Source organism: Falsiroseomonas tokyonensis (assembly GCF_019024325.1).
Lineage (GTDB): Bacteria > Pseudomonadota > Alphaproteobacteria > Acetobacterales > Acetobacteraceae > Falsiroseomonas > Falsiroseomonas tokyonensis.
In genome coordinates, this window is sequence record NZ_JAFNJS010000001.1 from 626,457 (window position 1) to 653,104 (window position 26,648).

4 protein-coding genes (1 of these 4 only partly in view) are annotated in these 26,648 nt (G+C 74.2%); all 4 read right to left on the reverse strand.

Going from position 1 to position 26,648, the window contains the following annotated elements; translation table 11 throughout:
• Tightly spaced (each overlapping or abutting the next), the 4 genes in view from J3S20_RS02850 to J3S20_RS02865 form a layout consistent with a single transcriptional unit that may run on beyond the window.
• Window positions 1-813 (reverse strand): SDR family oxidoreductase, encoded by an 813-nt coding sequence (locus J3S20_RS02850; protein ID WP_216834422.1) that lies wholly within the window; start codon window positions 811-813, stop codon window positions 1-3.
• On the reverse strand, window positions 806-15,721 hold the full coding sequence (locus tag J3S20_RS02855) for an SDR family NAD(P)-dependent oxidoreductase (protein WP_216834424.1): 14,916 nt from the start codon (window positions 15,719-15,721) through the stop codon (window positions 806-808). Before J3S20_RS02855 ends, J3S20_RS02850 begins: the two co-directional genes overlap by 8 nt.
• The gene (locus J3S20_RS02860; RefSeq protein WP_216834427.1) at window positions 15,718-19,371 is read right to left on the reverse strand and encodes a MupA/Atu3671 family FMN-dependent luciferase-like monooxygenase; all 3,654 of its coding nucleotides are present in this window, start codon (window positions 19,369-19,371) and stop codon (window positions 15,718-15,720) included. The genes J3S20_RS02855 and J3S20_RS02860 overlap by 4 nt, the downstream gene beginning before the upstream one ends.
• Window positions 19,368-26,648, reverse strand: the 3' portion of a protein-coding gene (locus J3S20_RS02865) for an SDR family NAD(P)-dependent oxidoreductase (RefSeq protein WP_216834429.1). The gene runs 6,372 nt beyond the window's last position; only the last 7,281 of its 13,653 coding nucleotides appear in the window; its start codon lies off the right edge, out of view; the stop codon is at window positions 19,368-19,370. The genes J3S20_RS02860 and J3S20_RS02865 overlap by 4 nt, the downstream gene beginning before the upstream one ends.

Genomic DNA, 26,648 nt, shown 5'->3' on the forward strand with positions numbered 1-26,648 from the left:
TCAGGGATTCATCATCAGTTCCGCCAGCATGGCAGAACCCGAGAAACTCTGGCCGCCATCTGCCACCAATGCCACGCCGGTCAGCAGCCCGCCCATGGGCGAGGCGAGGAAGCAGCAGACATTGGCGATATCCTCCACCGTGCCGAAGCGGCCGAGCGGCACATAGCCCTTCAGCGTGTCGATATCCTCCGCCGTCAGCAGGCGGGACAGGCCCTCGGTGCGCTCGATCGGGCCGGGCAGCACGCTGTTGCAGCGGATGCCGTGCTTGCCCCATTCCAGCGCCAGGCCACGCATCAGGCTGTCGATCCCCGCCTTGGCGGCGCCGACATGCACCTGGAAGGCGAAGGGCATCAGCGCATTGGTGGCGGAGACGAAGATGATATTGCCGCGCTGCGCCTTCAGCTGTGTGAAGGCCGCGCGCGCCGCGTTGAAGGACCCCATCAGGTCCACCGCGATGACCTTTCGGAATCCCTCCGCCGTCATCTGCTCGGCGGGTGCGGGAAAGTTCGCCGCGGCGCCGCAGACCAGCACGTCCATCGCGCCGATCGTTTGGCGCGAGGCCGCCATCGCCGCCTCCAGGCTCGCATAATCCGTCACATCGGCCACCAGCGGCAGGGCGGTGGCGCCGAGGCCGCGCAGTTCCGCCGCCGCCGTTTCCAGCGTCTCCCGGTTGCGGCCGCATAGCGCGAGGTCGGCGCCCAGTGCGGCAAAGCCACGCGCGATGCCGAGGTTGATGGTGCCGGCGCCGCCGGTGACGAAGACGCGCCGCCCGCGGAACAGATTCGGTGCGAAGCCGGAGACGGGGTCAGGCATCGGTCACGCGCATCTCCATCGCATCCTCATAGCCGATCTCGCCGGCCTCCAGCCGCCGCAGCAGGCTGGCCAGGTCGCTGGCGCCGGGGTCGGGCGGCGGTGGCTCGGCACTGGCTTCCATGCGCCGGCGGATCAGGCTGCGCAACCGGTCCGTGCGCTCGCGCGACCCGGCGATGCGATCCGCGACGTCGGATTGCTCCGCCTCAGCGGGTCCCGCCGCGCCATGTTCCAGCCGGATATAGGCGGCGAGCTCACGCACCGTGGCATAGGTGAAAAGCGCGGTGGTCTTCAGGTCGATGCCAAACACCTCGTTCACCCGGCGCACCAGTTCCACGCTGATGATGGAATCCGCGCCGTATTCGGAGAAACTGGCCTCCGGCTCCACCTCCTCCAGCGCCAGGCGCAGCGCCTCGGCGACGGTGATGCGGAGTCTTTCCTCGATGCCGTCATCCATGCGCTGCGGCTGCGTGACGACGCGCGGTGTTTCCACCGCGGGTGCAGTCCGACCAAAACCGTCGGCCTCGGCCAGCAGGATGCATTGCAGCGCCGGATCGCCCAGCGCGGTGACACCGCAAAAACCCGCGGCGGCCAGGCTGTTCCGCCAGCGCGGCAGGTCCAGCAGCGGCGCATGCGGCAGGCGCGCTTCGGGATCGCCAAAAAGCCACCAGCCGCGGGTCAGGCCGAAGGTCAGCGTGTTGAAGTCCTGGGCCGCCGTCGCCTCGTTGATCGCCACCAGCCCGCCCGGCCGCAGCAGCGCGTGCAAATTGGCCAGTGTCACCGCGATCCGCGGCGTGGCGTGCAGCACATTGGCCGCGATCACGATATCGAAGCTGCGCGGGACCATTCCCTGCGCCGCGGGGGCCGCGGAGATATCCAGCCGCGCCGTGCGCAGGAAGGGTGCTTCCGCCCGCCATTCGCGTTCCGCCTGTTCCAGGAAGGCCGGGCCGATATCGGTGAAGAGGTAGTCAACGTGATCGGCGAAGGGCGCCAAAGCGCGCAGCACGAAGCGCGTTGTGCCGCCGGTGCCGGCGCCGACTTCCAGGATACGCACCGGCCCCGGCCGCGCCGCGACGGCCGCTGCCACCGCCTGCGCGAGCATGTGCTGCAGATGGTCCACCACGGGATTGCCCGCATAGATTGGCGCGACGAGGTCGAAGCTGCCGCCGGGGAAGAGCACGGCATTGGCATCCACCTCCCCGGTCAGCACCGCCGGCAGGCTTTTGGTGCAGGCCTGCAACAGGCGGAGATAGGGCGCCGCAGCGGGATCGCGGGCCAGCAAATCCTCCGCCTGGGCGGCGAGCGCCACCGCATCCAGCGGCTCCGCCTTCGCCAGCATCGCCTGAACCGCCGCCTCGAGGCGCTTCTGGGGCGCGATGGCCTTCGGGAAGCCAGCAGCCGAGAGCGTGGCCCGCGCCAGCGCCGTGGCGTGCCGGTTGATGGCACCAAAACCCTCGGCCGCGCCGCGCAGCACCGCGCCGCCCTCGGCCTGCACCGCCTCGGCTGCCGCGCGCGCGGCGGGCAGCAGGCGCAGCGGCGGCTCGGCCGGCACTGCCAAGCGCCGCGTGGCATCGGCGCGCAGCTCCGCCGCCACGCGGTCCGAGATGCGCAGCGGCATCACGCGATCCAGCCCCGGCGCGGCCAAGGCACGGAAGAGCAGCGAAAGCCCCTCGGCCGTGCCGATCGGGTGCACGCCGATGCGCGCCAGGCTCGTGCGATGCGCCGCCGTCGCCACCGCGCCGACCTCCCCCCAGAAACCCCAGTCGAGCACCAGCACCGGGCGGTCCTGCCGCAGGGCGAAGGCATCGGCGAAGGCGCTGGCGGCGGCATAGGCGGCCTGGCCAGGATTGGCGGTTTCCGCATTGGCGGAGGAGAAGACCACCAATCGCGCTGGCGCACCCCCCGCCTCCTGCCGCGCCAGGGCGGCGAGCAGATTGGCGAGGCCCGTGGTCTTGGGCGCCAGCACGGCCGCAATATCCGCATCCGCCTGGGCCAGCACGCGACCCTCGCGCAGGTCCATCGCCGCATGCACCACGGTGGTGATGGGGCCGCAGCGCGCCACCGCCTCGGCCAGCGCGGCCTCCAGCGCCGCGGGCTGCGCCAGGTCGGCGCGCAGATGCAGGATGCGCCCGGCGCCGCGCGCCAGGGTTTCGGCCACGGCCGCGCTGGGCACCCTGCGGCCGAGCAGCACCACGCGCGCGCCGCGTTCCGCCAGATGTTCCGCCAGCGCCCGGCCGAGGCCGCCGGCGCCGCCCGCGATCAGCACCACGCCCTCCGCCGGCGCCGGGCTCGCCGGCAGGTCCAGCGCGCCAAAACCGCGGCGCAGGGCCACGCCATCGCGCAGCGCCAAGTCCGCGCCCGGGGCGGCGAGCGCGGGCAGCAGGGCGGGCGCCTCCACATCCGCGGGGTCGACATCCAGCAGGGCCAGGCGCAGCTCCGGCTGTTCGCGCGCGGCCGCCCGGCTGAAGGCGGCAAGCGCCGCCGCCAGCGGGCAGGGCTTTTCGCCCGGCCGGGCGCGCTGCGCACCGGATGTCACCACCACCAGCCGCGGCGGCGCCGGGCGGGCGGCGAGGTCGCGGACCAGCGCGGCCAGATGCAGCACGGCGGCTTCCAGCTGCGCCGCCGAGTCCTCGACGCCGCCAACCAGTAGCCAGACGGCATCCGTGCCGAGGTCCGGCAGGGCAGTGTCGGGCGCCACGCCCAGCACAGCGCCCAGCCGCGCCGCCAGCGCCGCATTGGCAAAGGGCGCCAGCAGCACGGGGGCGCGCAGCGGCGCCGTGGCCTCCGGCATCGGCACCGGATCCCAGACCGCGTGCCAGGCCTCCAGCGCCGGCAGGGCGGCGGCGCGACGGGCGACGAAGCCGTGCAGGATGGCCTGCGGCGCGCCGGCCGCATCCTCCAGCACCAGGTCGAGCACGATCTCCCCCGCCTCCGCGCTGCGGCGCCGGCCGAGAATGCGCGTCACCGCCTGGGGCTCCCCCAGGATGTCGAGCCGCCCCAGGGCTGCGGGCAGGTAGCCGCCGGCCTGGGCCTCCTCCGGCAACAGGGCGAAGGTGATCTGGAAGGCGGCGTCCAGCGCCTCCGCCCAATCCGCCGCGCCCGGCGCCAGGGTGGCGATCGCGGCTTCGGCGCCGCGCTGGATTGAGAGAAGACGGCGGAAGCCCCCGGCGTAATCGGCGCCCGCCCCGGCCAGCAGCGCATAGGCCGCGGCGCCATCGATCCGCTGCGGACAGTCCTCAGCGGCCACCAGGACGGTGGCTGCGGGTGCGCCGGTGGCGACGCGCCCCTCCGCCAACCGCGCGCCCGCCTCGATGGCGATGCGCCCCTCCTCCAGCTGCAGCGACAGGCCCGCCGCCATCGCCGCCGCATCCGCAGGCCGCAGGAAGCGCCACTCCGCCAGGGCCCGCGCCCCGCCGGCGCGCAGGCCGAGCGCCAGCAGCAGCGCGCCCGGCAGGATGCTGGCCCCGCCGACGCGATGCTCGGCCAGCACCGGCGCATCCGCCGCAATGCCGATGACGTGCTTGCGCTGCGCATCCGCCACGCCGAGTTCGATGCCCGGCGGCAGTGCCAGCGCGGGCTTGGCCGGCGCGCCGCGCGGCGTCACCTTCACCCAGCAGCGCCGCTTTTCGAAGCTGATGCCGGGCAGGGAGATCGGCGGGCGTCGGCCCGGCGCAAGCGCATCCCAGTCCGGCTTCGCAGAACCTTTGGCCCAGGCGCGGGCCAGCGCGGCCAGGTCGCCATCCGGCGCCGGCCCGCCGGCATCGCGCTTCACCTCACCCTCGGCAAAGCCCTGGCCGGCCGCGATGGCCTCGAACCCTGACCGCAGTTCGGCGACCGTGCCGGCGAGGAAGGCGGCCCGAAACCGCATCGCCTCGCGCCCCGTCTGCAGCGTGCGCGCCACATCCGCCGGCCCCGCATCGGGATGCGCCTGCAGCCAGGCGGCGAGCGAAGCGGCGACACGGCGCAGCGCCGGCTCCGTGGCGGCGGAAAGCGGCACCAGGAAGGGGCCCGCCACCATCGGCGCGGGCACTACCGGCGGCGCCTCCTCCACCACCAGATGCGCATTGGCGCCGCCCGCGCCAAAACTGCTGATGCCGGCGCGGCGCGGCCCGTTTGTGGCCAGCCACGGCGCCGCCTGGTGCTGCACATGCAGCGGCGTGCGGGACAGGCCGAGATCGGGGTTCAGCACCTCGGCATGCAGGCTGGGCGCCAGCATCCCGTGCCGCAATTGCAGCACCACCTTGGTGAGGCCGGCGATGCCCGCCGCCGCCTCCAGATGGCCGATATTCGACTTCACCGATCCGATCGGCAGCGATCCCTCCGGCAACCCCGCAAAGGCGCGGCCGAGGCCCGCCACCTCCACCGGGTCGCCCAGCGCCGTGCCGGTGCCATGCGCCTCAATGTAGGAAATGCTGGCGGGCGGTGTGCCGGCGCGCTCCAACGCCTCCGCCACCAGCGCGCCCTGCGCCGCGGGGTCCGGCACGGTGAAGCCACCGCTGCGGCCGCCATGGTTCAACGCGCTGCCCTTGATGACGGCATGGATGCGATCCCCATCCGCCAGCGCCCGCTCCAGCGGTTTCAGCAGCACCGCACCCACACCTTCGCCCGGCACATAGCCATCGCCGCCCACGCCAAAACTGCGGCAGCGGCCATCCGAGGCGGCGAAGCCGGATTTCGACAAAATCCAGTGCCGGCTGGGGTGCAGGATGAGGTTCACGCCACCCGCCAGTGCCACGCTGCACTCCCCCGCGCGCAAGGCCTGGCAGGCGGCGTGGATGGCGCTGAGCGAGGCGGAGCAGGCGGTGTCCAGCGCCAGGCTCGGCCCGTGCAGGTCGAGAATCCAGGAGACGCGATTGGCGATGTTCCAGTAGGAGGCGTTGGGCCCGATGAGATTGCCGCGCGCCGCTTCCTCCGGTCCCAGCAGCGCATAGTCGCCATTCATCACGCCGACGAAGACGCCGCCGCGCCGCCTTTCGGGCGCCGGGTCCCCGTCGAACAGCGTGGCGCGGGTGCGGCCCGCATCCTCCAGCGCCGCCCAGCAGGTTTCCAAAAATTTGCGCGCCTGCGGGTCCAGGCTGTCGGCCTCCACCGGCGAGATGCCGAAGAAGCGCGCGTCAAAACAGTCGGCATCCGCGAGGAAGCCGCCCCATTTGGTGTAGCTGGTCTCCGGCCGCGCGCGATCCGCGTCCCAGAAACCCTCGATCGGCCAACGCTCCGGCGGGATTTCGGTGATGGCATCCCGGCCCTCGCGCAGGTTCTCCCAGAAAATGTCGAGATCGGGTGCCATGGGATAGCTGCCGGCGATGCCGATGATGGCGATGTCGCCGCTTCCCCGCGCCGCCACGGCGCGTGGCGCGGGCAGCGCCTCCGCGACCGGCGGCGGCGCAGCCGCAACACCCGGCGCCAGCAGCGCGCCCAGCGCCGCGCCATGGTCGCGCAGCAATCGCGCGGCGAGGTCGCGCACCGTGCGATGCTCGAAGAACAGCGTCTTCGAGACATCACCGAGATCGACCTCCAGCCGCGCGTTCAGGCGCATGATGCCGATGGAGTCGAGGCCGTATTCCTCCAGCCGCTCATCCGCGTCGAGCCGGTCTGGCGGCAGATGGATCACCTCCTCCAGCAGCCGCGCGAGATAGGCGATGACCTCCGATGCCTCGACAGGACCAGCCGCCGCGGCGGGCGGGCGTTGCACGGGTCGCAGCGCGGCGCCCAGCCGGTCCGTCCGGCCATGCAGCACCAGCAGATGCGGCACGCCCAGCGCCAGCGCGGCGCCGAGCACCCGAAACCCCTCCGCCTGGGGCATGGGCAGAAGGCCGAGCTGCCGGTCGAGTTCCGCCGCCACCTCCGCCGGCGGCGCCATGCCGCCGCCCTGCCAGAGCGGCCAGTCCACCGCCAGCGTCGCGCCCTGCCGCAGGCCGGCGGCGACCCGCGCCTGGCGCTGCGCCGCGAAGCCGCCCAGGAAGCCGTTGGCCGCCGCATAGGCCCCCTGCCCCGGCACGCCGAGCGCCGCGGCGGTGGAAGAGAACAGCAGGAAGGCGTCGAGCGGCTCGTTAGCCGTGAGCTGGTCCAGCGCGACCACGCCCGCCGCCTTCGGCGCCAGCACCGCGTCGAAGTCCTGGGGCGCCTGCCGCGCCAGCAGATCGTCGTGCAACACGCCGGCGACATGCGCCACGCCGTGCAGCGGCCCGAATTGCCGCCGAAGTCTTGCCAGTGCGGCGCGCAGCGCGACGGGGTCCGCCACATCGGCCTGCAGATGCAGCGCCACCGCGCCCGCCTGCTCCACCAAAGCCAGCGCGGCCGCATCCGGAGCGCCGCGGGACAGCAGCGCGATGCGCGCGGCGCCCTGCGCCGCCAGGTGCCGCGCCAGCGCCAGGCCCAGCCCGCCCTGCCCGCCGGTCACCAGCCAGGTGCTGCCCGCGCGCACCCAGCCTGGCGGCGATTCGGCCAGGGTCGCGGGGACGCGGCCCAGCACGGTGCGGCCTGCCCCGTCGCGACGGATCTCCGCCACCTCCGGCCAGGGCTCGGCCAGTTCCTCCAGGAGGGCCGCAGCCGTCGGCTGCGCCATGCGCAGCACGCGCGCGCGCAACCCGCCGTTCTCCGCCACCGCGCTGCGCAGCAAGGCGACGGCGGCGCTGCCCGCGGCGCCGTCTGCGGCGGGTTCCAGATGCAGCAGGGCCATCGGCCGCACCGTGCGAGCGAGCAGGAAGAGCAGCCGCGCCCCCTCCTCCACCCCCATGGTGGCCAGCGCCTGGCCCAGCCCCTCGGCCGGGCTGGCGCCGAGGCGCAGCGCATTCACCACCATGGCGGGCGCCACGCGATCCAGCAGCGCGGCACAGCTTTCGGCATCGGACGGATCGAAATCGTGCTCAGGCCGCGCCAGTGTCAGGCGGCGTCCCGCAGGCAGCGCGGCGCGCAGCGCATCGGCAAGCGCCGCATCGCGGGCCAGCAGCAGCAGCGCGCCATCCGGCAGCGTGCCGGCGCTCAGCGGCGACTCCTGCCAGTCCGGCACGAAGGCCAGCGTGCCGATGCTGGACGAGACCTCCGCCGGCAGGCGCCGCGCGCGCAGACCGCGCAGCACCGCCAGCAGGCGGCCTGTCTCCTCGGCCAGGGTGATGTCGAAGCCCGGCGCTGCTGCCGTGGCATCGGCGCGCAGGATCGCATGCGCCCGCAGCGGGGTGCCGGCGGCGGGTATGGCGTGGATCTCCAGCGCTTCCAGCCCGGCGGGCACGAAGCGGTCGCCCTGCGCGGCGCCCGCGGCCTCTAGCCCGATCAGCGCTGCCGCCTGCAGGGCGCCATCCAGCGTGGCGGCATCCAGCCCGGCGCCCGGCCGCAGGTGGGCCAGCGTCTCGCCCTCGCCCAGCCGAAGCTCCGCCAGCACCTGCAAGGCAGGGCCATAGGCGAAGCCGAGCCGCGTGAAGGCGGCGTAGCAATCCTCGCCTGTCATCGCCTGGCCGCAGCGCGCCGCCAGCGCCGCCAGGTCGAGCGGCGGCGAGGCGGCGGGCGGCGCGCGATCCACCGCCGCCCGCGCCAGCACCCGCCCGGCCGAAGAAACGCTGCAGCCCTCGCCCTCCGCCGCCGCGCGCAGCGTCATGCCCGGCAGGGCGGGCGCCAGCCAGGCGATCTCGCGCAGCGTGCCGGTGGAGGCACCGAGCGCGACCTGGCGCAGCATGTCCAGCGTCGCCGTGCCCGGCAGCAGGCGGCGCCCCTGCACCACATGGTCGCGCAGCAGTGGCAGGCTGTCGTCCAGGACGAGGTCCCCCGCCGCCGGCACGGCAAAGCCCGCCATGGCATCGAAAGCCCAGTAGCGCTGGCGGAAGAAGGGATGGCCCGGCAGGTCCAGCACCGGCCGGCGCCCATCCGCCAGCGGCGCCCAGTCAATCCGGGCGCCGGCCTCATGCAGCGCCGCCAGCGCCGCCAGATCCTCCGCCGTCGCCGCGCTGCCGGCGTCCCAGGCGGCGGCGATGGCCGGGATGGGGTTCACACCGGGCTCTGCCTCCCGCGCCGCCCGCGCCGCCGCTTCGCGCAGCAGGGTCGGCAGTTCGGATTCATGCTGCGCCACCACCGCGCGGCGGTGGCGAAAATGGCCGCGGCGCAGCGCCAGCATCGCCGCCACATCGGCCAGCGGCTGCGGCGCGGCCTCCAGCCCATCCGCCAGGTCGCGCAGCAGCTGTTCCAGCGCCGCGGCGCTGCGGGCGGAGACCGGCACCACGCGCCCACCGGGCGCCGCCGGCGTCGCCGCCTCGGCGGCGGGCGCCTCCTCGATCACCACATGCGCATTGCTACCGCTGAACCCGAAGGAGGAAATGGCCGCGCGGCGCGGCACGCCCGGCGACGGCGCATCCCAGTCGCGCAGCGTCGTGTTCACGAAGAAGGGCGTTGCCGCAAATTCGATATGCCGGTTGGGCCGGCCAAAATTCAGGCTCGGCGGAATCGCGCGATGCCGCAGCGCGAGCACCGCCTTGGCGACCCCCGCCATGCCGGCGGCGGCCATGCAATGCCCGATATTCGTCTTCACCGAGCCCAGCGCACAGAACTGCTTTTGCGCCGTGAACTGCCCGAAGGCGTCGGTCAGCGCCGCTACCTCGATCGGGTCGCCGAGCTTCGTGCCGGTGCCATGCGCCTCCACCATGCCGATCGTCGCGGGATCGATGCCGGCCTGGCGGTAGACCTGCAGCTCCAGCGCGGTCTGCGAGGTCGCGCTCGGCGCCGTCAGGCCGCTGGTGCGGCCATCCTGGTTGGTGCCGCTGCCGCGCAGTACCGCGTGGATTCGATCGCCATCGCGCCGCGCGTCCGAAAGCCGCTTCAGCACCAGGCATCCGACTCCCTCGCCCGGCACGAAGCCATCCGCGGCATCGTCAAAACTGTGGCAGCGGCCGGTGGGGGAGGCCATGCCGGAATCCGAGAGGTACAGGAACAGATGCGGCGAGATGATGTTGCAGGAGACGCCCGCGGCGAGTGCGACCTCGCTCTCGCCGCGCCGCAGGCTCTCGGCCGCCAGGTGCAGCGCGACGAGGGAGGAGGAGCAGCCGGTATCCACCGGGAAGCACGGCCCCTGCAGATCCAGCAGATAGGACAGCCGCGCGGAAAGGATCGCGACCGACCCGCCCAGCGTCTGCAAGGCCGCCGGCGCGGGAGCCGCCACGTAGTTGCTGGCGGAGACGCCGACGAAGACGCCGCAGCTTCGGCCGGCGAGGCGTTCCGGCGGCAGGCCCGCATCCTCCAGCGCGCGCCAGCCCTCTTCCAGCAGCAGCCGCTGCTGCGGCTCCATCGCCTCCGCTTCGGCCGGGGAGATGCCGAAGAAGAGCGGGTCGAACCGGTCGTGATCCTCCAGCAGCGCGGCCCAGCGCGCATTGCTGCGGTTGCGGATCGGCGTCAGGTCGAAGCGGTCCACCTCCCGCACCGCATGGCGGCCGGTACGCAGCATCTCCCAGAAGGCGGGGAGATCCGGCGCGCCGGGGAAGCGGCCCGAGATGCCGATGATGGCGATGGCATCGTCGCTTGCAGCGACCGGCTCTGCCGCGATGGGTGCCGGCGCGGCCAGGCGCCCCGCCACCTCCGGAAAGCGCGTCTCAATATGCCGCACCAGGGCTTCGAGGGAGCCGAAATTGTAGAGATCGGTGGAACGCAGCGCGATGCCGAGGCGGTCGTTCACCGCCTCCGCGATCTGCGGCGCGACGATGGAGTCCACGCCGATCTCGCCGAAGGGCGCATCCGCCTCGATGCGGGCGGCCGGCAGGTCCAGCGCGGCGCCAACGCATTCCGCCAGCAGCGCCTGCAGGCCCTGGGGCGCCATGGCGGCCGCCGGCACGCGCGCGACGGTAGGGCGCGCGAGGGCCGCTGCTGCCGCATGCGGCCCACGGCGCGCCAGCAGCACGGCATGCGGCGGGTCTGCCTCGCCAAAGCCCGGCGCCGGCACCGCCTCCACCGCGCCGAAGCCGGCCTCGCGCAGCGCCTTCGCCCAGCAGGGGATGGACAGCAGCGGCGCATGCGGCAGACGGCGGTCGGCGTCCTGGGCGAGCCACCAGCCCTCCAGCAGGCCGAAGGTCAGCGTCGCGACATCCTCGGCCCGCGTGGTCTCGTTCAGCAGCAGCACGCCGCCGGGCCGCAGCAGCGCGGCGACATGGCGCAGCGACTGCGCCACATCCGGCGTCGCATGCAGCACGTCGGAGGCCAGCACGAGGTCCGCCGTGCCTTCCGCAAAGCCCTGCGCGGCCGGGTCGCGCGAAATATCGAGCGGCGTGTAGTGCAGGCCCGGCGCCGTGCCGAAGCGCGCCTTGGCGCCGCGCAGCAGCGCCGGCGAGAGATCCGTCACGTGGTAGTCGAAGGTGACACAGGCGGCCTGCAGCGCGGCCAGCACCGGCGCCGTCGTCGCGCCCGTGCCGGCACCGACCTCCACGATGCGCAGCGGGGCGCCTTGGGCCCGCGCGAAGGCCAGGCTGGCCGCGGCCATCATCGCATTGCAGGCGACTAGCGCCGGCTGCCCGTCATAGAGCGGCGCGACGAGCTCCGTGCTGCCGCCCGGGAACAGCACCTCCGTCGCCGCGCGCCGCCCCGCCAGGATGTCCGGCACCGCCGCGACACAGAGCCGCAGCAGGGCCAGCGCCGCCTGCATGCCGGGCGAGGCGTCTCGCGCCAGCAGCGCGGCTTCGCGTGCCGCCGCGGGCTGGGGATCCGGGACGGCGAGGCCGAGCAGATCCTCACCCTCCGCGCGCAGCACACCATGGCGCGCCAGTATCTCCACCAGCGCCAGGGCCAGCCGCGCCTGGTCCGACGCGACGCTCCAGCGGCTGCGCGGCAGGCGCTCTCCTACTGCGGGCAGCAGGCCCGCTTCGGCCAGCCGCTCTGCGAGCAGCGCGCGCGCATGCGCATCCATCGCGGCATGCAGGTTAGGCTGCGCCGCCACCGGCGCGACGATGGCGCGCGCCGCCTCGGCCAACGCGGCGGGCGCCGCAGCATCCGGTCCGCCCATCGCCGCCCAGACGGCATCGGACAGCGCGGCATGCACGGATTGCGGCGCGGCCAGCAGCCCGTCCAAGGCCCGCGCGCTCGCCGCCGCATCCTGCACGTCAACGCCTTGCGCGGCGAGGCGCGAGACCATCGCGGGGTTGAGATCCGCGTGCTGCCACAGGCCCCAATGCACGACCTGCGAATCCAGCCCCAACGCCTCGCGCAGATGCAGCGCATAGCTCGCCTCGAAGCAGCAGGCGGCGCAATAGGCGGACTGGCCGGCGGTGCCCGGGAAGCCGGCGAAGGCGCCGATCGAGGAGAAGACGATCAGCTTCGGCCTTTCGGGACGCGCGGCCACCCAATCCGCGAGCGCCACCAGCCCATGCACCTTCGGGTGCAGCGCGGCCCGAAATTCCGCCTCGCTCATCCGGTCGCAGCGGCCGAAGACGGGATCCACCACCGCCTGCACCACGCCATCCAGCGGGCCGATGCCCTCCAGCGCGCCCGGCGCCGCGATATCCGCCGCGATATAACGCGCCTCCGGCCCCAGCTTCGCCAGGAAGGCCGCGCGGTCCGCATCCAGCGGGCTGCGGCTCAGCAGCACCAGCTTCGCTCCGAAATCACGCGCGAGTATGCGGCACAGCACGCGGCCAACGCGGCCCATGCCGCCGACGACCAGGTAGCGGCCACCCTGTCGCAGCGCGCCGCCTTCGGTGCGCGTCGCCGGGCGCAGCACGCGCCGGAAGCGCCGCTCGCCGCGCAGGACAATCGACTCGCCATTGCTGTCGCCCGCCTCGGTGGCGATCTGCAGCGGCGCGGGGGGCGCGGCCATGTCGATGTCGCAGATCGCCACGCGCCAGGCGGGGAATTCCACGCCGATGGCCTTGGCCAGGCCCTCCGTCACCGCCGCCATCGGCTGACGCGGGGCATCCTGCGGCGTCACGCAATGCGCATGGGCGGTGACGATGCGCAGCTGCACCGCCGCCGTCTCCAGCCCCGCGCGCACCAGTCCGCGCACCAGGCGGTGCAGCGTAAAGGCGGCCTGCGGCGTCTCCGCCGACTGGGTGTCCAGCAGCCAGATGACGGGCGGGCGCGCGACATCCAGCGCCGCCACCGCCGCCTCCAGCGCCACCGCATCCTCCAGCGCGATGGCGGGCGCGGGCAGCGCCAAGCCGGGCGCCTCGCCCAACACCAGGTCCGGCCAGGCGGGCTCCGCGGGCAGCGTCGTCACCGTCACCCAATCCGGCACCATGCTGCGCGGCACCAGCCGAGGCGCCGCCGCCGCCGCCGCGCGCAGCTCCAGCCCGGACCAGCGCTGGCGGACCGTGCCCTTTGAATCCAGCAGCAGCACATCGACACGATCCGCCTCGCAAGGGCGCGCGTAGATCCAGGCTTCGCCGGCCGGCGCCGCGCCAAACATCTCCAGCGCCGACAGCGCCGCCGGATAGCGCAGTGCCGCAGCGCCATCCCGCGCAGCCAGCGCCGCGACAGCCACCTGGATCGCGGCGTCCGAAAGGCGTGGCGGCAGGCCGCAGGCATCGGGCGGCGCGGGCAGGCAGCCCAGCGCGCCATCGGGCAGCAGCCACAGCGTCTCGAAGCCGGGATAGCTCGGCCCGAGTTGCACCACGTCGCCGCCCGGCAGGTCACTGCGCGCGATGCGCTGCGTGGCGGCCCCGCGCAGCGCCGCGAGATCGACCGGCGCCGGCGCCCGCGCCACCGCGCCGAGTTTCGCGCGCGCGAAGGGGCGCGCTTCGTCTGCGGCGGAGAGGGTGCAGGCGCCGTCCTCGATGGCCAGGTTCAGCGCCAGCGTGCCGCCTTCGGGCACGGTGGCCGTGCGCAGCCAGGCGATGTCATGCATCGCGCCACGAAAGGCGCCGGCGCGCGCCGCTTCCTGCCGCGCGAATTCAAGAAACAGCCCGGCATGCAGCACCGCCGCGCCACCCAGCAGATGGTCCCGCACCAGCGGATGGTCATGGGCCAGGCGCAGGGGCAGGCCCTGCGGCGCCGCGGCCCAATGCACTTCCGGCGCAAAGGGATAGCCGGGCAGGGCCAGGCTGCGGCGTGCGTTCGGGTACAGCGCGGCGCCATCCAGCCGGGCGCCCGCGCACCACTGCGCCGCCTGCGTGGCAGGCGCGCCCATGGCGGGACGGCTGGCCGCATCGCGCGGCACCCGGGCCGCGTCGGCGGGTGTCACGGCATCCAGCGCAGCGAGGATCGCCGCGAGGTCCGGCGCCACGAAGGCGTGCCGGAAGGCCATGGCGCTGCGGCCGTCGATCAAGGTTCGGCACACGTCGTCCAGCCGCGGCGCCGCCTGCGCGCGCAGCCAGACCGCCAGCCGCGCGGCGAGGCGTGGCAGGCCCTCCGCCGTGGCGGCGGAGAGCGCGACCAGCCAGGGCCCCCCCGCCACCGCGCGCGGCGCTACCGCCGGAGGTGACTCCAGCACGACATGCGCATTGGTGCCCGAGAGGCCGAAGGCGCTGACGGCGGCGCGCCGCAGCGGTTCCGTCCAGGGCAAGGCTTCGGCCGCCACGCGCAACGCGCTTCCAAAGCCGGCGCGTGGGTTTGGCGTGTCGTAGCCGATGCTCGGCAGCACCAGGCCGTCCCGCAGGCAGAGCACCGCCTTGATGAGGCCCGCAATGCCCGCGGCCTCCGACGTATGGCCGATATTCGACTTGATCGAGCCCAGCCAGGCCGGCGTGCCACGTTCCCCCAAAACCTCAGCGAGCGCCGCGACCTCGATCGGGTCGCCGAGCGGCGTGCCGGTGCCATGCGCCTCCACCAGCCCGATGCTTTCGGGATCGATGCCCGCACGGTCCCAGACCTCGCGGATCAGCTCCGCCTGGGCGCGGCCATTGGGTGCGGTGATGCCGTTGCTGCGGCCATCCTGGTTGGTGCCGCTGGCGCGGATCACCGCCTCGATCCGGTCGCCATCCGCCAGCGCGCGGTCCAGCGGCTTCAGCACCACGGCCGCCGCCGCCTCCCCCACCGCGATGCCATCCGCTGTGGCATCGAAGCTGCGGCAACGACCGCCAGGGGAGAGCATGCCGATGCGGCCCATGGTGGCGAAGGACCGGTCGTCGAGGAACAGGCGCACGCCGCCGGCCAGGGCCATCTCCACCTCCCCGGCGCGGATCGCCTGGCAGGCGAGATGGACCGCAACGAGGGAGGCGGAGCAGGCGGTATCCACCACCATCGCCGGGCCGCGCAGATCCAGCGCATAGGCGATGCGCGCGGCGAGCAGCGAGACCAGGTTGCCGGTCAGCCCGTGGCTCGATTCCTCCGCCACCAGCGACTCATGCCCTGCGCTCGCCGCGCCGGCAAAGACGCCGATGCGGCGGCCGCGCAGGCTTTCGGCCGGCAGCCCCGCATTCTCGAGCGCCAGCCAACATTCCTCCAGGAAAAGGCGCTGCTGCGGGTCCATCGCCGCAGCCTCGCGCGGCGAGATGCCGAAGAAGCCGGCGTCGAAGCGGTCGATGCCGGAGAGAAAACCGGCTGCGGCATTGGGCGGGGCGGCGACGGGATGCGCCAGCCGGTCCGCCGGCATGGCGCCGACCAGCAGCGCACCCTCCGCCAACCGTTCCCGCAGCGTGACGATGTCGGGTGCCCCGGGGAAGCGGCCGGACATGCCGATGATGGCGATATCCGCCGAGCGCGCAGCGCGCTGCGCCACGGGTGCCACGATGGGCGGCGGCCGGATCTGCGTCGCCAGCGCCGCGAGCGAGGCATGCGCGAACAGCGTCTCCACGCCGAGGCTGAGCCCAAAATGGCGGTTCACGCGGTCGAGGAAGCGCACGGCGAGCAGCGAGGTGAGGCCCATCTCCGCAAAGGGCCGCGTCGCCTCGATGGTGTCGGGCGCCACGCCGAGGCTCTGCGCGAACAATCCGCGCAGCGTCTCCAGCACATCGCCGCCTTGCGGCGCGGATTGTTTCAGGGCGGCGAGGCGCCGGGCGTAGGCCGTGGTCATGAAGCCTCCATGGCGGCACGGTTTTGCGCGGCGGATGCGGCCGGGTCGGGGGCGGCGGTGACCAGGACGTAGGAGACCAGCCCCTCGCGCAGCGCCACGCCGAACCCGTCCCAGGAGCGTTGCACGGCGGCGGCCAGCGGCATGGAAGCGGCGCGCGCGGTGCCGCGGGCCGCCACCGCCTCCTGCCCCAGCATCGCATCCAGTTCGGGATCGGTGAGGAAATTCGCGATCTCGATCGAGATGTCGATCCAGTCGCGGATGGCGATGCCGTGCCGCGCCAGCAGCGCCGCATAGCTGTCGCGGTCCGGGGTGAAGGCGCCGAGCTCCGGCAGGTCGATCGGCGCCACGGTATTGGCAACGCAATCGGCCAGCAGCAGCAGCCCCGCCGGCTTCGACAAATGCGTCGCGATATTGCGGAACAGCGCATCTTTGTCGCGGATGTGGTGCGCCACCTCGAAGCCGAGGATGAGGTCGTAGGGCCCGCCCGGAAAGCCATCGCCGGCGCTGTCGCGGTGATGGATGGCGACACGCTCGGCAAGTCCCCGCGCCGCGACGCGCGCCTGCCCGGCGGCGGCCTGGGCGGCGGAGATGGTGCAGCCATCGGCCCGCAGATGCGGATGCGCGGCGGCCAGCGCCATCAGGTCCGTGGCCAGGCCGCAGCCGAAATCCAGCACGCGCCGGACGCGGGTGAAATCGACGGGGGCGAAGAGCACGGCGCGCATCTCGCGCTGCGCCTGTTGCAGAAGGCGCCAATGCGCCGGGTTCGCCGCCGGGTCCTGGAAACAGCGTGTCCAGGAGAATCCCGGCACGATTTTTTCAAACGGCGCAAGCGTCAGGAAGACCTCGTCATCGCCCACCGCCTCCGCCCGCGTGACGAAATCGTAGAAGGTCGCGACGGCGCCGGCTGGCTTTTCGAAGAGCGGGAAGTGCATGCGCCGCGGCGGCGCCACAGGCATGGGCACGCGGCGTCCCTCCACGGGCGGGGCGGGCGGCGGGCCGGCGGGCGTCGGTTCGGGCTGCGCCTCACGCAACACCTCATGCAGCGCCGCGACATCGGCGAGCGGCGGGCTGCGCCAGCGCCAGGCGCCGCGCGGGCGGGTGGCGAGGGTGGCGGCGATATCGGCCAGGGTCGCCGTGGTCTCCGCGCACCAATCGCGCAGTCGCGCCAGCAGCGCGCGCAGCGTCTCGGCATCCGGCGCCGTGACCTCGATCGTCACCGGCGCGGGCGGCACGGCACGCTGGGCTGCAGCGGGCGCGGCTTCCAGCACCAGATCCGCATTCACGCCGCCGAGCCCATAGCCATGCACCAGCACCGCGCCGCCTTGCCAGGGCGCCGTCGCATCGGCGAAGCGCAGCGGGCTCGCTTCGCCATCGAAGGTCTCGGGCGGCGTTGGCGGATGCGGCAGCGGCGGCAGCGTGCCATGGCGCAGCATCAGCGCCGCCTTGATCGCTGCCGCGATTCCCCCCGCTGCATCCAGCGACCCGATCAGCGGCTTTGCGCTGCCCACCGCCACGCTGCCGGGCGCGCGGCCCGCCAGCGCCTGTTCCAGCGCGCGCACCTCCGCCAGATCACCCGCCGGCGTGCCCGCGCCATGCGCCTCGACATAGGCGATGTCGCTAGCGGCAAGGCCGGCCGCGCGGATCGCCTGGCCGATGCAGGCCGCCTGGCTTCGCACGCCCGGCAGGGTCAGCGACCCGCTGCGCGCGCCGCCGTGGTTCACCGCGGAACCACGCAGCACCGCCTGCACCGGGTCACCATCGCGCAGCGCATCGGCCAGCGGCTTCAGCACCAGCGCGCCGACGCCCTCTCCGCGCACCTGCCCATCCGCGGTGGCATCGAAGGCGCGGCAGGCGCCGCTCGGCGAGAGGATGCCGAGCTTGGCCAGCGCCGCCGATTCCGCATCCGACAGCAGCAGGCTCACCCCCGCCGCCACCGCCACGCCGCATTCCCCCGCCCGCAGCGCCGCCGCAGCACGATGGATGGCCACAAGGCCGGAGGAGCAGGCGGTGTCCACGCGCTCGCTCGGCCCCGACCAGTCGAAGAGGTAGGAGATGCGGTTCGCGGCCATGGAGGGCACACGGCCCGTGATCGCCACGCCATCCGCCTCGCCCGCCGCATGTTCCGCAAAACTGGTGGAGTAGAAGGCGGCAAAGATTCCCGTTTCGCTGCCGCGCAGTTTCGTGACGTCCAGCGCCGCATCCTGCAAGGCGGCGTCGGTCGTCTCCAGCAGCAGGCGCTGATGCGGGTCCATCGCCGCGGCCTCGGCAGGGGCGATGCCGAAGCGCGCGGCATCGAAGCCCTCGACGTCGTCCAGAAATCCCCCGCGTGGCAAGGCCGTGCCGCGGCCATGTGGCGGCGGTGCCAACGCGCTGCGCCCTTCCGCGATCTGCGCCCAATAGGCCTCCACATCCGGCGCGCCGGGAAAGCGGCAGGCCATGCCGATGATGGCGATCGGCGCATCCGCGGCGACCGCAGCCGCCGCGGGCTGGTGCATCGCCCCCATCGGCGCGGCCAGTCGCGCGAGATGCGGCAGCCCCTCCAGCAGCAGGGATTCGGGCACGCCGAAATCCACAAGGCAGGCGACCTCGTCGACGCCGGCGCGCACCACGCGGGCCAGCAGCGGCGCGCAATCCTCCGGCGTGCCGAACAGCGCGGCGCCGCGCGCATAACGTTCCGCGGCAAAACCCGTCATCTGCTCGCGCTGTTCCGGCGTCAGCAGCCGGCCGGCCGCATGCGCCATGCGCTGGCTTTCCAGCGCGCCGCGCACATAGTTTCGGAACGGCGCGCGGGCGGCGTCGCGCACCATCGCGCCATCCTCATGCACCAGCGTGTGCAGCATCAGCGTCACCAGCCCGGCATCATGCCCCGCCGCCGCCCGCGCCGCGCGGTAGCGTGCGATCTTCGGCGGCAGGTCGTCCAGCTCCGTGCCGATCAGCATGGTCAGCAGGTTCGCACCCATGGCGCCGGCGCGGGCAAAACTCTCGGGATTGCCGGTGGAGGAAATCCACACGGGCAGTTCCGCCTGCACCGGCCGCGGCAGCAGGCGCACCGGTGTCGGCTGGCCCTCGGGCCCGGCGAATTCCACCGCCTCCCCACGCCACAGCCGGCGCACCTCCTCCACCCGCCGCTGCAGCAGTGCCGTGCGATCCGCGAAATTCTGGGGTGCCAGCACGAAGTCGCGCGGATTCCAGCCGCTGCCGAAGGCGATGTCGACGCGGCCGTTCGAGAGGTTGTCCACCATGGCCCAGCGTTCGGCCACCGCGACGGGATGGTGCAGCGGCAGCACCACGCTGCCGGCGCGCAGCCGGATGCGCCGCGTCTGGGTGGCCAGCGCCGCCGCCAGAACCGAAGGCTCCGGATAGGGCCCGCCAAAGGGCGAAAAGTGCCGCTCCGGCAGCCACAGCGCCGGGAAGCCGAGCTCATCCGCGCGCCGTGCCGCCGCCAGCAGCGTGGCGTAGAGGTCCGGGCGCGGCGCCTCCGACGCCTCGGCCGAGAAGAACATCAGGGTGAAGTCGAGCTGCCCCGGGGCGCGCCGCGTCGCCACCGACGCCTCCCGCGCCCGGAAGGCGCCGGGCCGCAGCGCAGGTGCCTGGCGCGCCTGCCAGAGCCGCGTCGCCTCCTCCGCCAGTCGCTGGCGCTCCGCGCTCATTCCCCCGCCTCCAGCCGCGCTGGCGCCAGGCGCGCGGCCAAGGCGCGGGCCAGGTCGCCGATGGTGGGATGTTCGAAGAACACGGTCGGGTCCAGCGCCAGGCCGAAGCGCCGCCCGAGCCGTTCCGCCGCCTGCAGGGCGCGGATGGAATCGAGGCCGATGGTCGCAAAAGCCACCTCCGCCCCCAGCCGCTCCGCCGGGATCTTCAGGTAGGCCGAAAGCACGGCACGCAGCGCGGCTTCGGTGTCATCCATGGGCGGGGCGGGCGCCGGCACGGGTAGGGGCACCACCACGGCAGGCTCCGGCCGCGCGGGGGCGGCGCCGCGCAGATGGGCGATGTAGCTGGCCAGCTCGGCCTCGCTCAGCGCAGCGAGTTCGGCAGCGATGGCCTCACCCGGCGGCAGGGCGGCCGCATCGGCGGCGGCGCGATAGGCTTCGACGATGCGCGCCAGGCCGGCCGCCTCCGCCTTCACCGCCGCCAGCTGCGCCGGGCCATCCGCCGCCAGCGCGCGGCCCAGCAGCGCGATCCCGTCGCGCGCGGTGAGCGGCGCCATGGCCTGCCGCGCCAGCGCCGCCAGCCGGGCGGGGGTCGCATGGCGGTCATAGGCCCATTGTGGCCAGGCAACTGCCACCGTGCGGCCCTGCCGCTCGCCGCGCAGCACCTGCGCCTGCCGCGCCTCCGCGAAGGCGCCCTGCCAGGCGCAGGCGGCGGCGTAATCCGCGCCGCCGGCCAGGCCGAACCAGCCGGCAAGGGACCCGCAGAGGATGAACCAGTCCAGCGGCTCCTCGGCCATTGCCGCATCCAGCGCCAGCGTGCCTTCCAGCTTGGGCGCCAGCACGCGCTGCAGCCCGGCCGCGTCCTTCTCCGCCAGCGGCCCATCCTCCACCGCGCGGGCCAGTTGCAGCACGCCCTGGAAGGCACCCAGCCGCGCGCGCAGCGCCGCCAGTGCCTGTTCCAGCGCCGCCGCATCCGTCAGGTCACAGCCGGCATAGGCCAGCTCCACACCCTCCACCCGTAGCTCGGCCAGCAGCGGCGCCACCTCCGCCTCTGGCCGTCGGCCGAGCAGGCCGATGCGCGCGCCGGCCCGCGCCGCCTGCACCGCCAGCGCGCGGCCGACCTCGCCCAGCCCGCCGACCAGCAGATAGGCGCCGCCGGCGCGGAAGGGCGAGGGCGCATCGGCCATCGGGCGCGGCGCCAGCACCGGCAGGAAGCGCCGTCCGCTGCGCCAAAACACCTCCGGCGCCGTGGTCTCCGCCGTGCCCTCGATGCGGCAGATGGCGCCGAGCTGCGCGGCATCCGCCTCACCCTCCACGGCGATGCTGGCCACCGCGCCATCCGGTGCTTCCAGCAGGGCGGATCGCAGCAGCGCGGCGCAGGCGGCTTCCATCGCCGGCGCCTCCTGCCGATGCAGGCGTAGCAGGCGCAGCCGGTGCGCGAGGCCGCCGCGCTGCGCCGCGCGCAGCAGCGCCAGGCAGCGCGGCAGCAGCGCCTCGGCCGGCAGCGCATCCACCACCACCAGCGGCGGCAGGGCGCCCTGCGGGTCCAGCCGCGCGATCTGACGCAGCGCCGCCTCCTCGCTCTCCGCCACCAGGTTCGGTCCGGGCCATGCGGCACCCAATGCTGCGGCCAGCGCGGCATCGGCGGTCAGCACCAGCAGCAGGCCGGCGCTGCTTCTGGCCTCGGGCAGCTTCACCTCCTGCCAGCCGCGCGCCAGCAGATGCAGGGCAGTGCTGTTCTGCGGCGCCGCGGCCTCCGGCAGCCAGATGCGCTGCCGGGCGAAGGCGGTACCCGGAAGGTCGAGCGGTGTGGGCGGCGGGTCCGGCGTCAGCCCCTGCCAGTCGATCTCCGCCCCTTCCACCCAGAGGCCGGCCAGCGCCGGCAGGTCGCGCGCCTTCAGCAGGCCGCGCAGCAGCGCCTGGCCTTCCGTGGTTTCGGCCAGCATGCGCGCCGTGGCGCTGGCCGTGCCGCCGCGCGTCAGGCCCTGCGCCGCGGCGCCGGCGGCCACCGCCCGCAGCCCGCCCCGCAGCCCTTCCAGGTCCCGCACCAGCAGCACTGCCCGCACGGCCTGGGCCATGCGGCCGACCCGCAGGGTATGCGCGACCGCGGCCAGGTCCGGCACGCGGTCCAGCGCCGCCAGCAGCCGCTGCGCCAGGTCGCGCAGCGCCGGCTCGTCCACCGCGGAGAGCGGCACCAGCTCGGCCAGCGGCGCCGCCTGCAGCTGCGGCGCAGCGGGCGCCTCCTCCAGGATCAGATGCGCATTGGCGCCGCCGGCGCCGAAGGAGCTGAGCCCGGCCCGGCGCGGCGCCCCCGGCACGCGCGGCCAATCCTGCGCCGTGGCCGGCAGCCGGAAGGGCGTCGCGGCGAAATCGATCAGCGGGTTCGGCGTGGCGGCCTGCGGATGCGGCGCGATACGGCCGTGGCGCAGTTGCAGAAGCAGTTTTGTCAGGCCCGCGATGCCGGCGGCGGATTCGAGATGGCCGATATTGGCTTTCAGCGCGCCCAGCGCGACCTGGCGCCGGGCGCGCCCATAGCCTTCCAGAAGTCCCGCCACCTCGATCGGATCGCCGAGCGCGGTGCCGGTGCCATGCGCCTCCACCACCGCGATGCTCTCGGCCGGCACGCCGGCCTGCGCCAGCGCCGCACGGATGGCGCGCGCCTGGGCCTGTGGATTGGGCACGGTGAAGCCCGCGGTGCGGCCGCCGGAATTGATGGCGCTGCCCAGAATCACGCCCTCGATCCGGTCGCCATCGCGCCGCGCCGCCGCCAGCGGCTTGAGCAGCACCGCGCCCACCCCCTCGCCATCCACGAAGCCGTCGGCGCCCGCGCCGAAAGCCCGGCAGGCGCCGCCCGAGGCCAGCATCCCCGCCGCCGCCAGATTCGCCATCTGCCGCGGATGCAGGATGAGGTTCACGCCGCCCGCGATCGCCGCGCCGCATTCGCCGCGCCGGAGGCTTTCGCAGGCCAGGTGTATGGCGGTGAGGGAGGAGGAACAGGCGGTATCCACCGCCATCGACGGCCCGCCGAGATCCAGCAGATGCGAAACGCGGTTGGCGATCGACCAGAAATGCGACGCCCCGGCCTGCGCCTGCCCCGCCGCCCAGGCCTGGGCCGCATGCCACTGGTAGCCGGTATTCATCACGCCCACGAAGACGCCGACCGCGCCGCCGGCCTGGCGCGCCAGCCGTGCCGGCGTGGTGCCCGCCGCCTCCAGCGTGGCCCAGGCGGTTTCGAGGAACAGCCGTTCCTGCGGATCCATCGCCTCCGCCTCCAGCGGCGACAGGCCGAAGAAGAGCGGGTCAAACAGGTCCACGCCCTCGATCAACCCGGCCCAGCGCGGCGCGCCCTCCGCCCCGCCCCGCGCGGCCGGCACCGGCGCGATGGCGCTGCCGCCGGATTCGATCAGCTGCCAGAATTCTTGCGGATCTTCGCCGCCAGGGAAGCGGCCGGAGAAGCCGATGATGGCGATGGCGTCGCTGGTACCTTGCACACGCGGCGCGGGCGCGGGCAAGGGCGCGGCTGGTGCCTCATCCAGGAAGGCGGCGGCCTGGGCGGGATGCGCTTCCAGCAGATGGGTGGCGAGGCGGGCCAAAGTGTTCTGCTCGAACAGCAGCGTCGCCGGCACATCCGGAAAATCCGCTGCGATGCGGTTGCGGATATCGAGTGCCGTCAGCGATTCCAGGCCCCAGCCATCGAAGGGCTGGTGCAGCCGCATCTCCTCCGCCGGCAGTCTCAGCACCGCTGCGAAATGCCCGCGCAGCAGTGCCACGAGGCGTGGCGGCAGGATGGTGGGCGCGGCCTCCGTCACCGGGGCCGCGGTCGCCGGTGCGGGCACCGCAATGGGCACGGCTGCTTGCGCCAGGCGGCCCAGGATCAGCGATTGCCCGCCTTCCTCCGGCGTCAGCGCCGTGACATCCGAGAAGCCGGCATCCCGGAACAGCGCCTGCCAGCGGGCGGCATCGGCCAGCGGCGTGCCTGGCAACCGGCCAGGCTCCGCGGCGCCACGCCACCAGCCCTCGGTCAGGCCGAAGACGATGGTGGCGAAATCCTGCGGTCGGGTCACCTCGTTCACCGCCAACAGCCCGCCCTGGCGCAGCAGTGGCGCCAGGCGCTTCAGCGTGGCGGGCAGGTTTTGGGTCGCATGCAGCACATTGGTGGCAATCACGGCATCGAAGCCGCCCTGCGGAACACCGTTCTCCGCTGGGCTGCGCTCGGCGTCATAGAGCGCGGTGCGGATGCCGGGAAAGCGCGCCTCTGCCCGCGTCAGGAAGTGGCGCGAGACATCGGTGAACCAGTATTCCGCACCGGCCTCGCGCAGCAGCGGCCAGAGCGCGGCGGTGGTGGCGCCGCTGCCGGCGCCGATCTCCAACACCCGCAGCGGCCGCGCCGTGGCCACGGCCTGGGCCAGCAGCGTATTCAGCCGATCCGCCACGGGATTGCCGGCATAGGCGCCTTCCACCAGCGCGGTCTCGGCGCCGGGGAAGAGCACCTCCACCGGATCGACCTCGCCGCGCAGCAACGCGGGGTAGCGATCCAGCACCGCCTGCAGCAGCGCCAGCGGACCCGCGAGGCCGGGGCCTTCGGGCGTCGCGCCCGCTTCCGGGGCAGGCGGGAAGCGCCAGAGCCCGTCGTCGTTGCGCGCCAGCCCGTCCCGCGCCAGCAGCTCCAGCAGCGCGGCGAAGAGCGTCGCATGGCGCGGCGCGATGCCAAGGCGCCGCGCGAGCCCCGCTGGCGTCGCCGCCCCCGGCAGGCCCATCCCATCCAGCACCGCGCGCAGCCGCAGCCGGCCCCAACGTTCCAGCGCGGCGAAGGCGGCGACGGAGGGTGCCAGATCGGCGTCTCCCGCCTCGGCCGGCACGACGCCCAGCTGCGCCAGCGCCGAGGCCTCGGCCTTCACCGCCACCACCGCATCGGCCTCGCCGCCCAGGATGGCGCCGAGCTGGGCCATGCCGTCGGCGGGCAGGATGGGGTGCACGCCCAGCCGCGCCAGCCGCGCCTGCGTCGCCGCATCCGCCACCGCGCCGACCTGCCCCCAGAGGCCCCAATGGATCACCAGCCGCCGCCAGGGCGCTTCGCCCTGCCGCAAGGCCGCAGCGGCGAAGCTGGAGCCGGCGACGTAATTCGCCTGGCCCGCCGCACCCGGCAGGGCATTGGCCGAGGAGAAGAGAATCACCGCCCGCGGCGGCACCGGCTCCGCCGCCAGCGCCGCTTCCAGCGCCAGCGTGGCTTCCGCGCGCGGGGCGAAGGCGGCGCGGAAATCGGCCTCCGTCATCCGGGCGAGCGCGCCATCGCGCAGCACCAGCGCGGCCTGCACGGCGTAGTCCACCGGGCGGCCCCAGGCGGCGCGGAGTTCTGGCAGCAGGCGGCGCAGCGCCGCTTCATCCGTCGCATCCGCGGCGAAGTGGCGGATCTGCGGGCCCAGCGGCTGCGACGGCGCGCTGCGGCCGACCAACGCGATGCGCGCCTCCGGATGCTGCGCCAGCCTTTCGGCCAGCGCCAGCCCGATGCCGCCGGTGCCGCCCACCACCAGCCAGACCGCGCCCGGTGGCAGCGGCGCCTCCGCCAGCGGGACTTCCTCCAGCACCAGCTGGCGCCGCGCCGTGCCCTGCCAGGCCACTTCGCGCGCCGGGGCCTGGCCCGGCTCCGCCGCCAGCCGCGCCGCCAGATCGGGCGCCGCCAGCGCCGCGGCATCGGCGCGCAACAGTGCGACGGAAAGCATGGGCCATTCCAGCGCCGCGCATTTCGCCAGGCCGAAGAGCGAGGCGGCGACGGGCGTATCGGCCGCGGCCAGCACCGTCAGGCCGAGCGGTTGGCGCAGCCGCCCGGCGCGGTCCAGCGCCTGCAGGGTGGCGAGCAGCGCCAGCGCCGGCGCGGCGGGGTCCTGCGCCGTGGCGGGCGCCAGCCAGACCAGCCGCGCGCCCTGCGGCACGCCATCCGCGCCGAGCCGCGGCAGATGCGCGAGCGCGGCCGGCACCGCGTCGCAGCCCGCCAGCAGCAAGGGAATCTCCACAGGCCCCGGTGCCGCGACCGCGCGCCAGACGGGCCGGAAGGTGCTGGCTGCGAGGTCGGGCGTCACCACGGGCAGCGCGGGGCTTGTCGCCGTGGCCGGCGCGGGGCTTGTCGCCGTAACCGGCGCGGGCCGGGTTGCCAGCCCGCACAGCCGCAGCAGCGGCGCCCCCGCCGCATCCAGCGCGGCGATGTCGAAAAGCCCCTCCGCCAGGTCGCCACGGCGGCGCCCAACCACCTGCCGCGCCTGCGTCACATCGCCCAGCCGCTGCAACCCCGCCAGGGCGAAGGGAATCCGCAGGGCCGGCGCCTCGCCCGCCGGCGCCAGGCCGATCAGCGCCTGGAAGGCGGTGTCCACCAGCGCCGCCAGATTGTCAGGGGCACGAATGCGCGCGCGGATGGCGGTGCCGTCCGTCTCGACGGAGTCGAGCAGCGAGAGGCTCGGCCCATACTCCAGTCCCAGCGCCCGCAGCCGCGCGGAGATCGCCGCCGCATCCAGACGCTGCGCCACCGAGTCCGGCCCCGCAACCTCGACGGCCACGGTACCTCCGATTCGACCCCGAACGAGCGGGCCCGCCTCATCCGCAACGACGAAGCCCTCGCCCTCCCGCCGCAGGCGCAGCGCCAGCCCGGCCTCCGGCACATCGGCGCGGCGCAGCCAGGTGATATCGGTGAGCGTCGCGGCCTCGGGCGCCGCCTCCAGCGCCATTTGCAGAAGCGCGGCGCCGGGCAGCAGGTGGCGGCCGGCCACGACATGGTCGCGCACCAGCGCATCTTCCCGCCGCCAGAGCCGCGATGCGCCGGCTTTCTCGATCCAGTGCCGCTCGCCGAGGAAGGCGCGCGGCGGCAAGGGCACGCGGCGGAGCAGCGGCGCGGGCCAGGTGATCTCCGCCCCCGCGACGAAGCCGCGCGCCAGGGTTTCGAGCGTGGCGCCCGGCGGCACCGGCGGCGGCGGCGGCGCATCCTCCTCCGCCACGCCGTGGTGCAGGCCTGACGCATCGCCCGCCGCAAAAGCGGCAAAGCGCGCGGCGGCCTCGGCGACCTCCGCGGCCACGAAGGCGAGCCGCACCGGCAGCGCCTCCCGCCCCCATTGCAGCGTTGCCGCGATATCGGCCAGCGCATGACCGCAGCCCGGCAGGGCCGAAGCCAGCCGCGCCGCCGTGGCGCGCAGCTGCGGCAGGGTGCGGGCCGAGAGCACCAGCAGCGCGGGGCCCTCGCGCATCGGCAAGGCTGCGCGGATCGGCGCTTCCTCCACCACCAGATGCGCATTGGA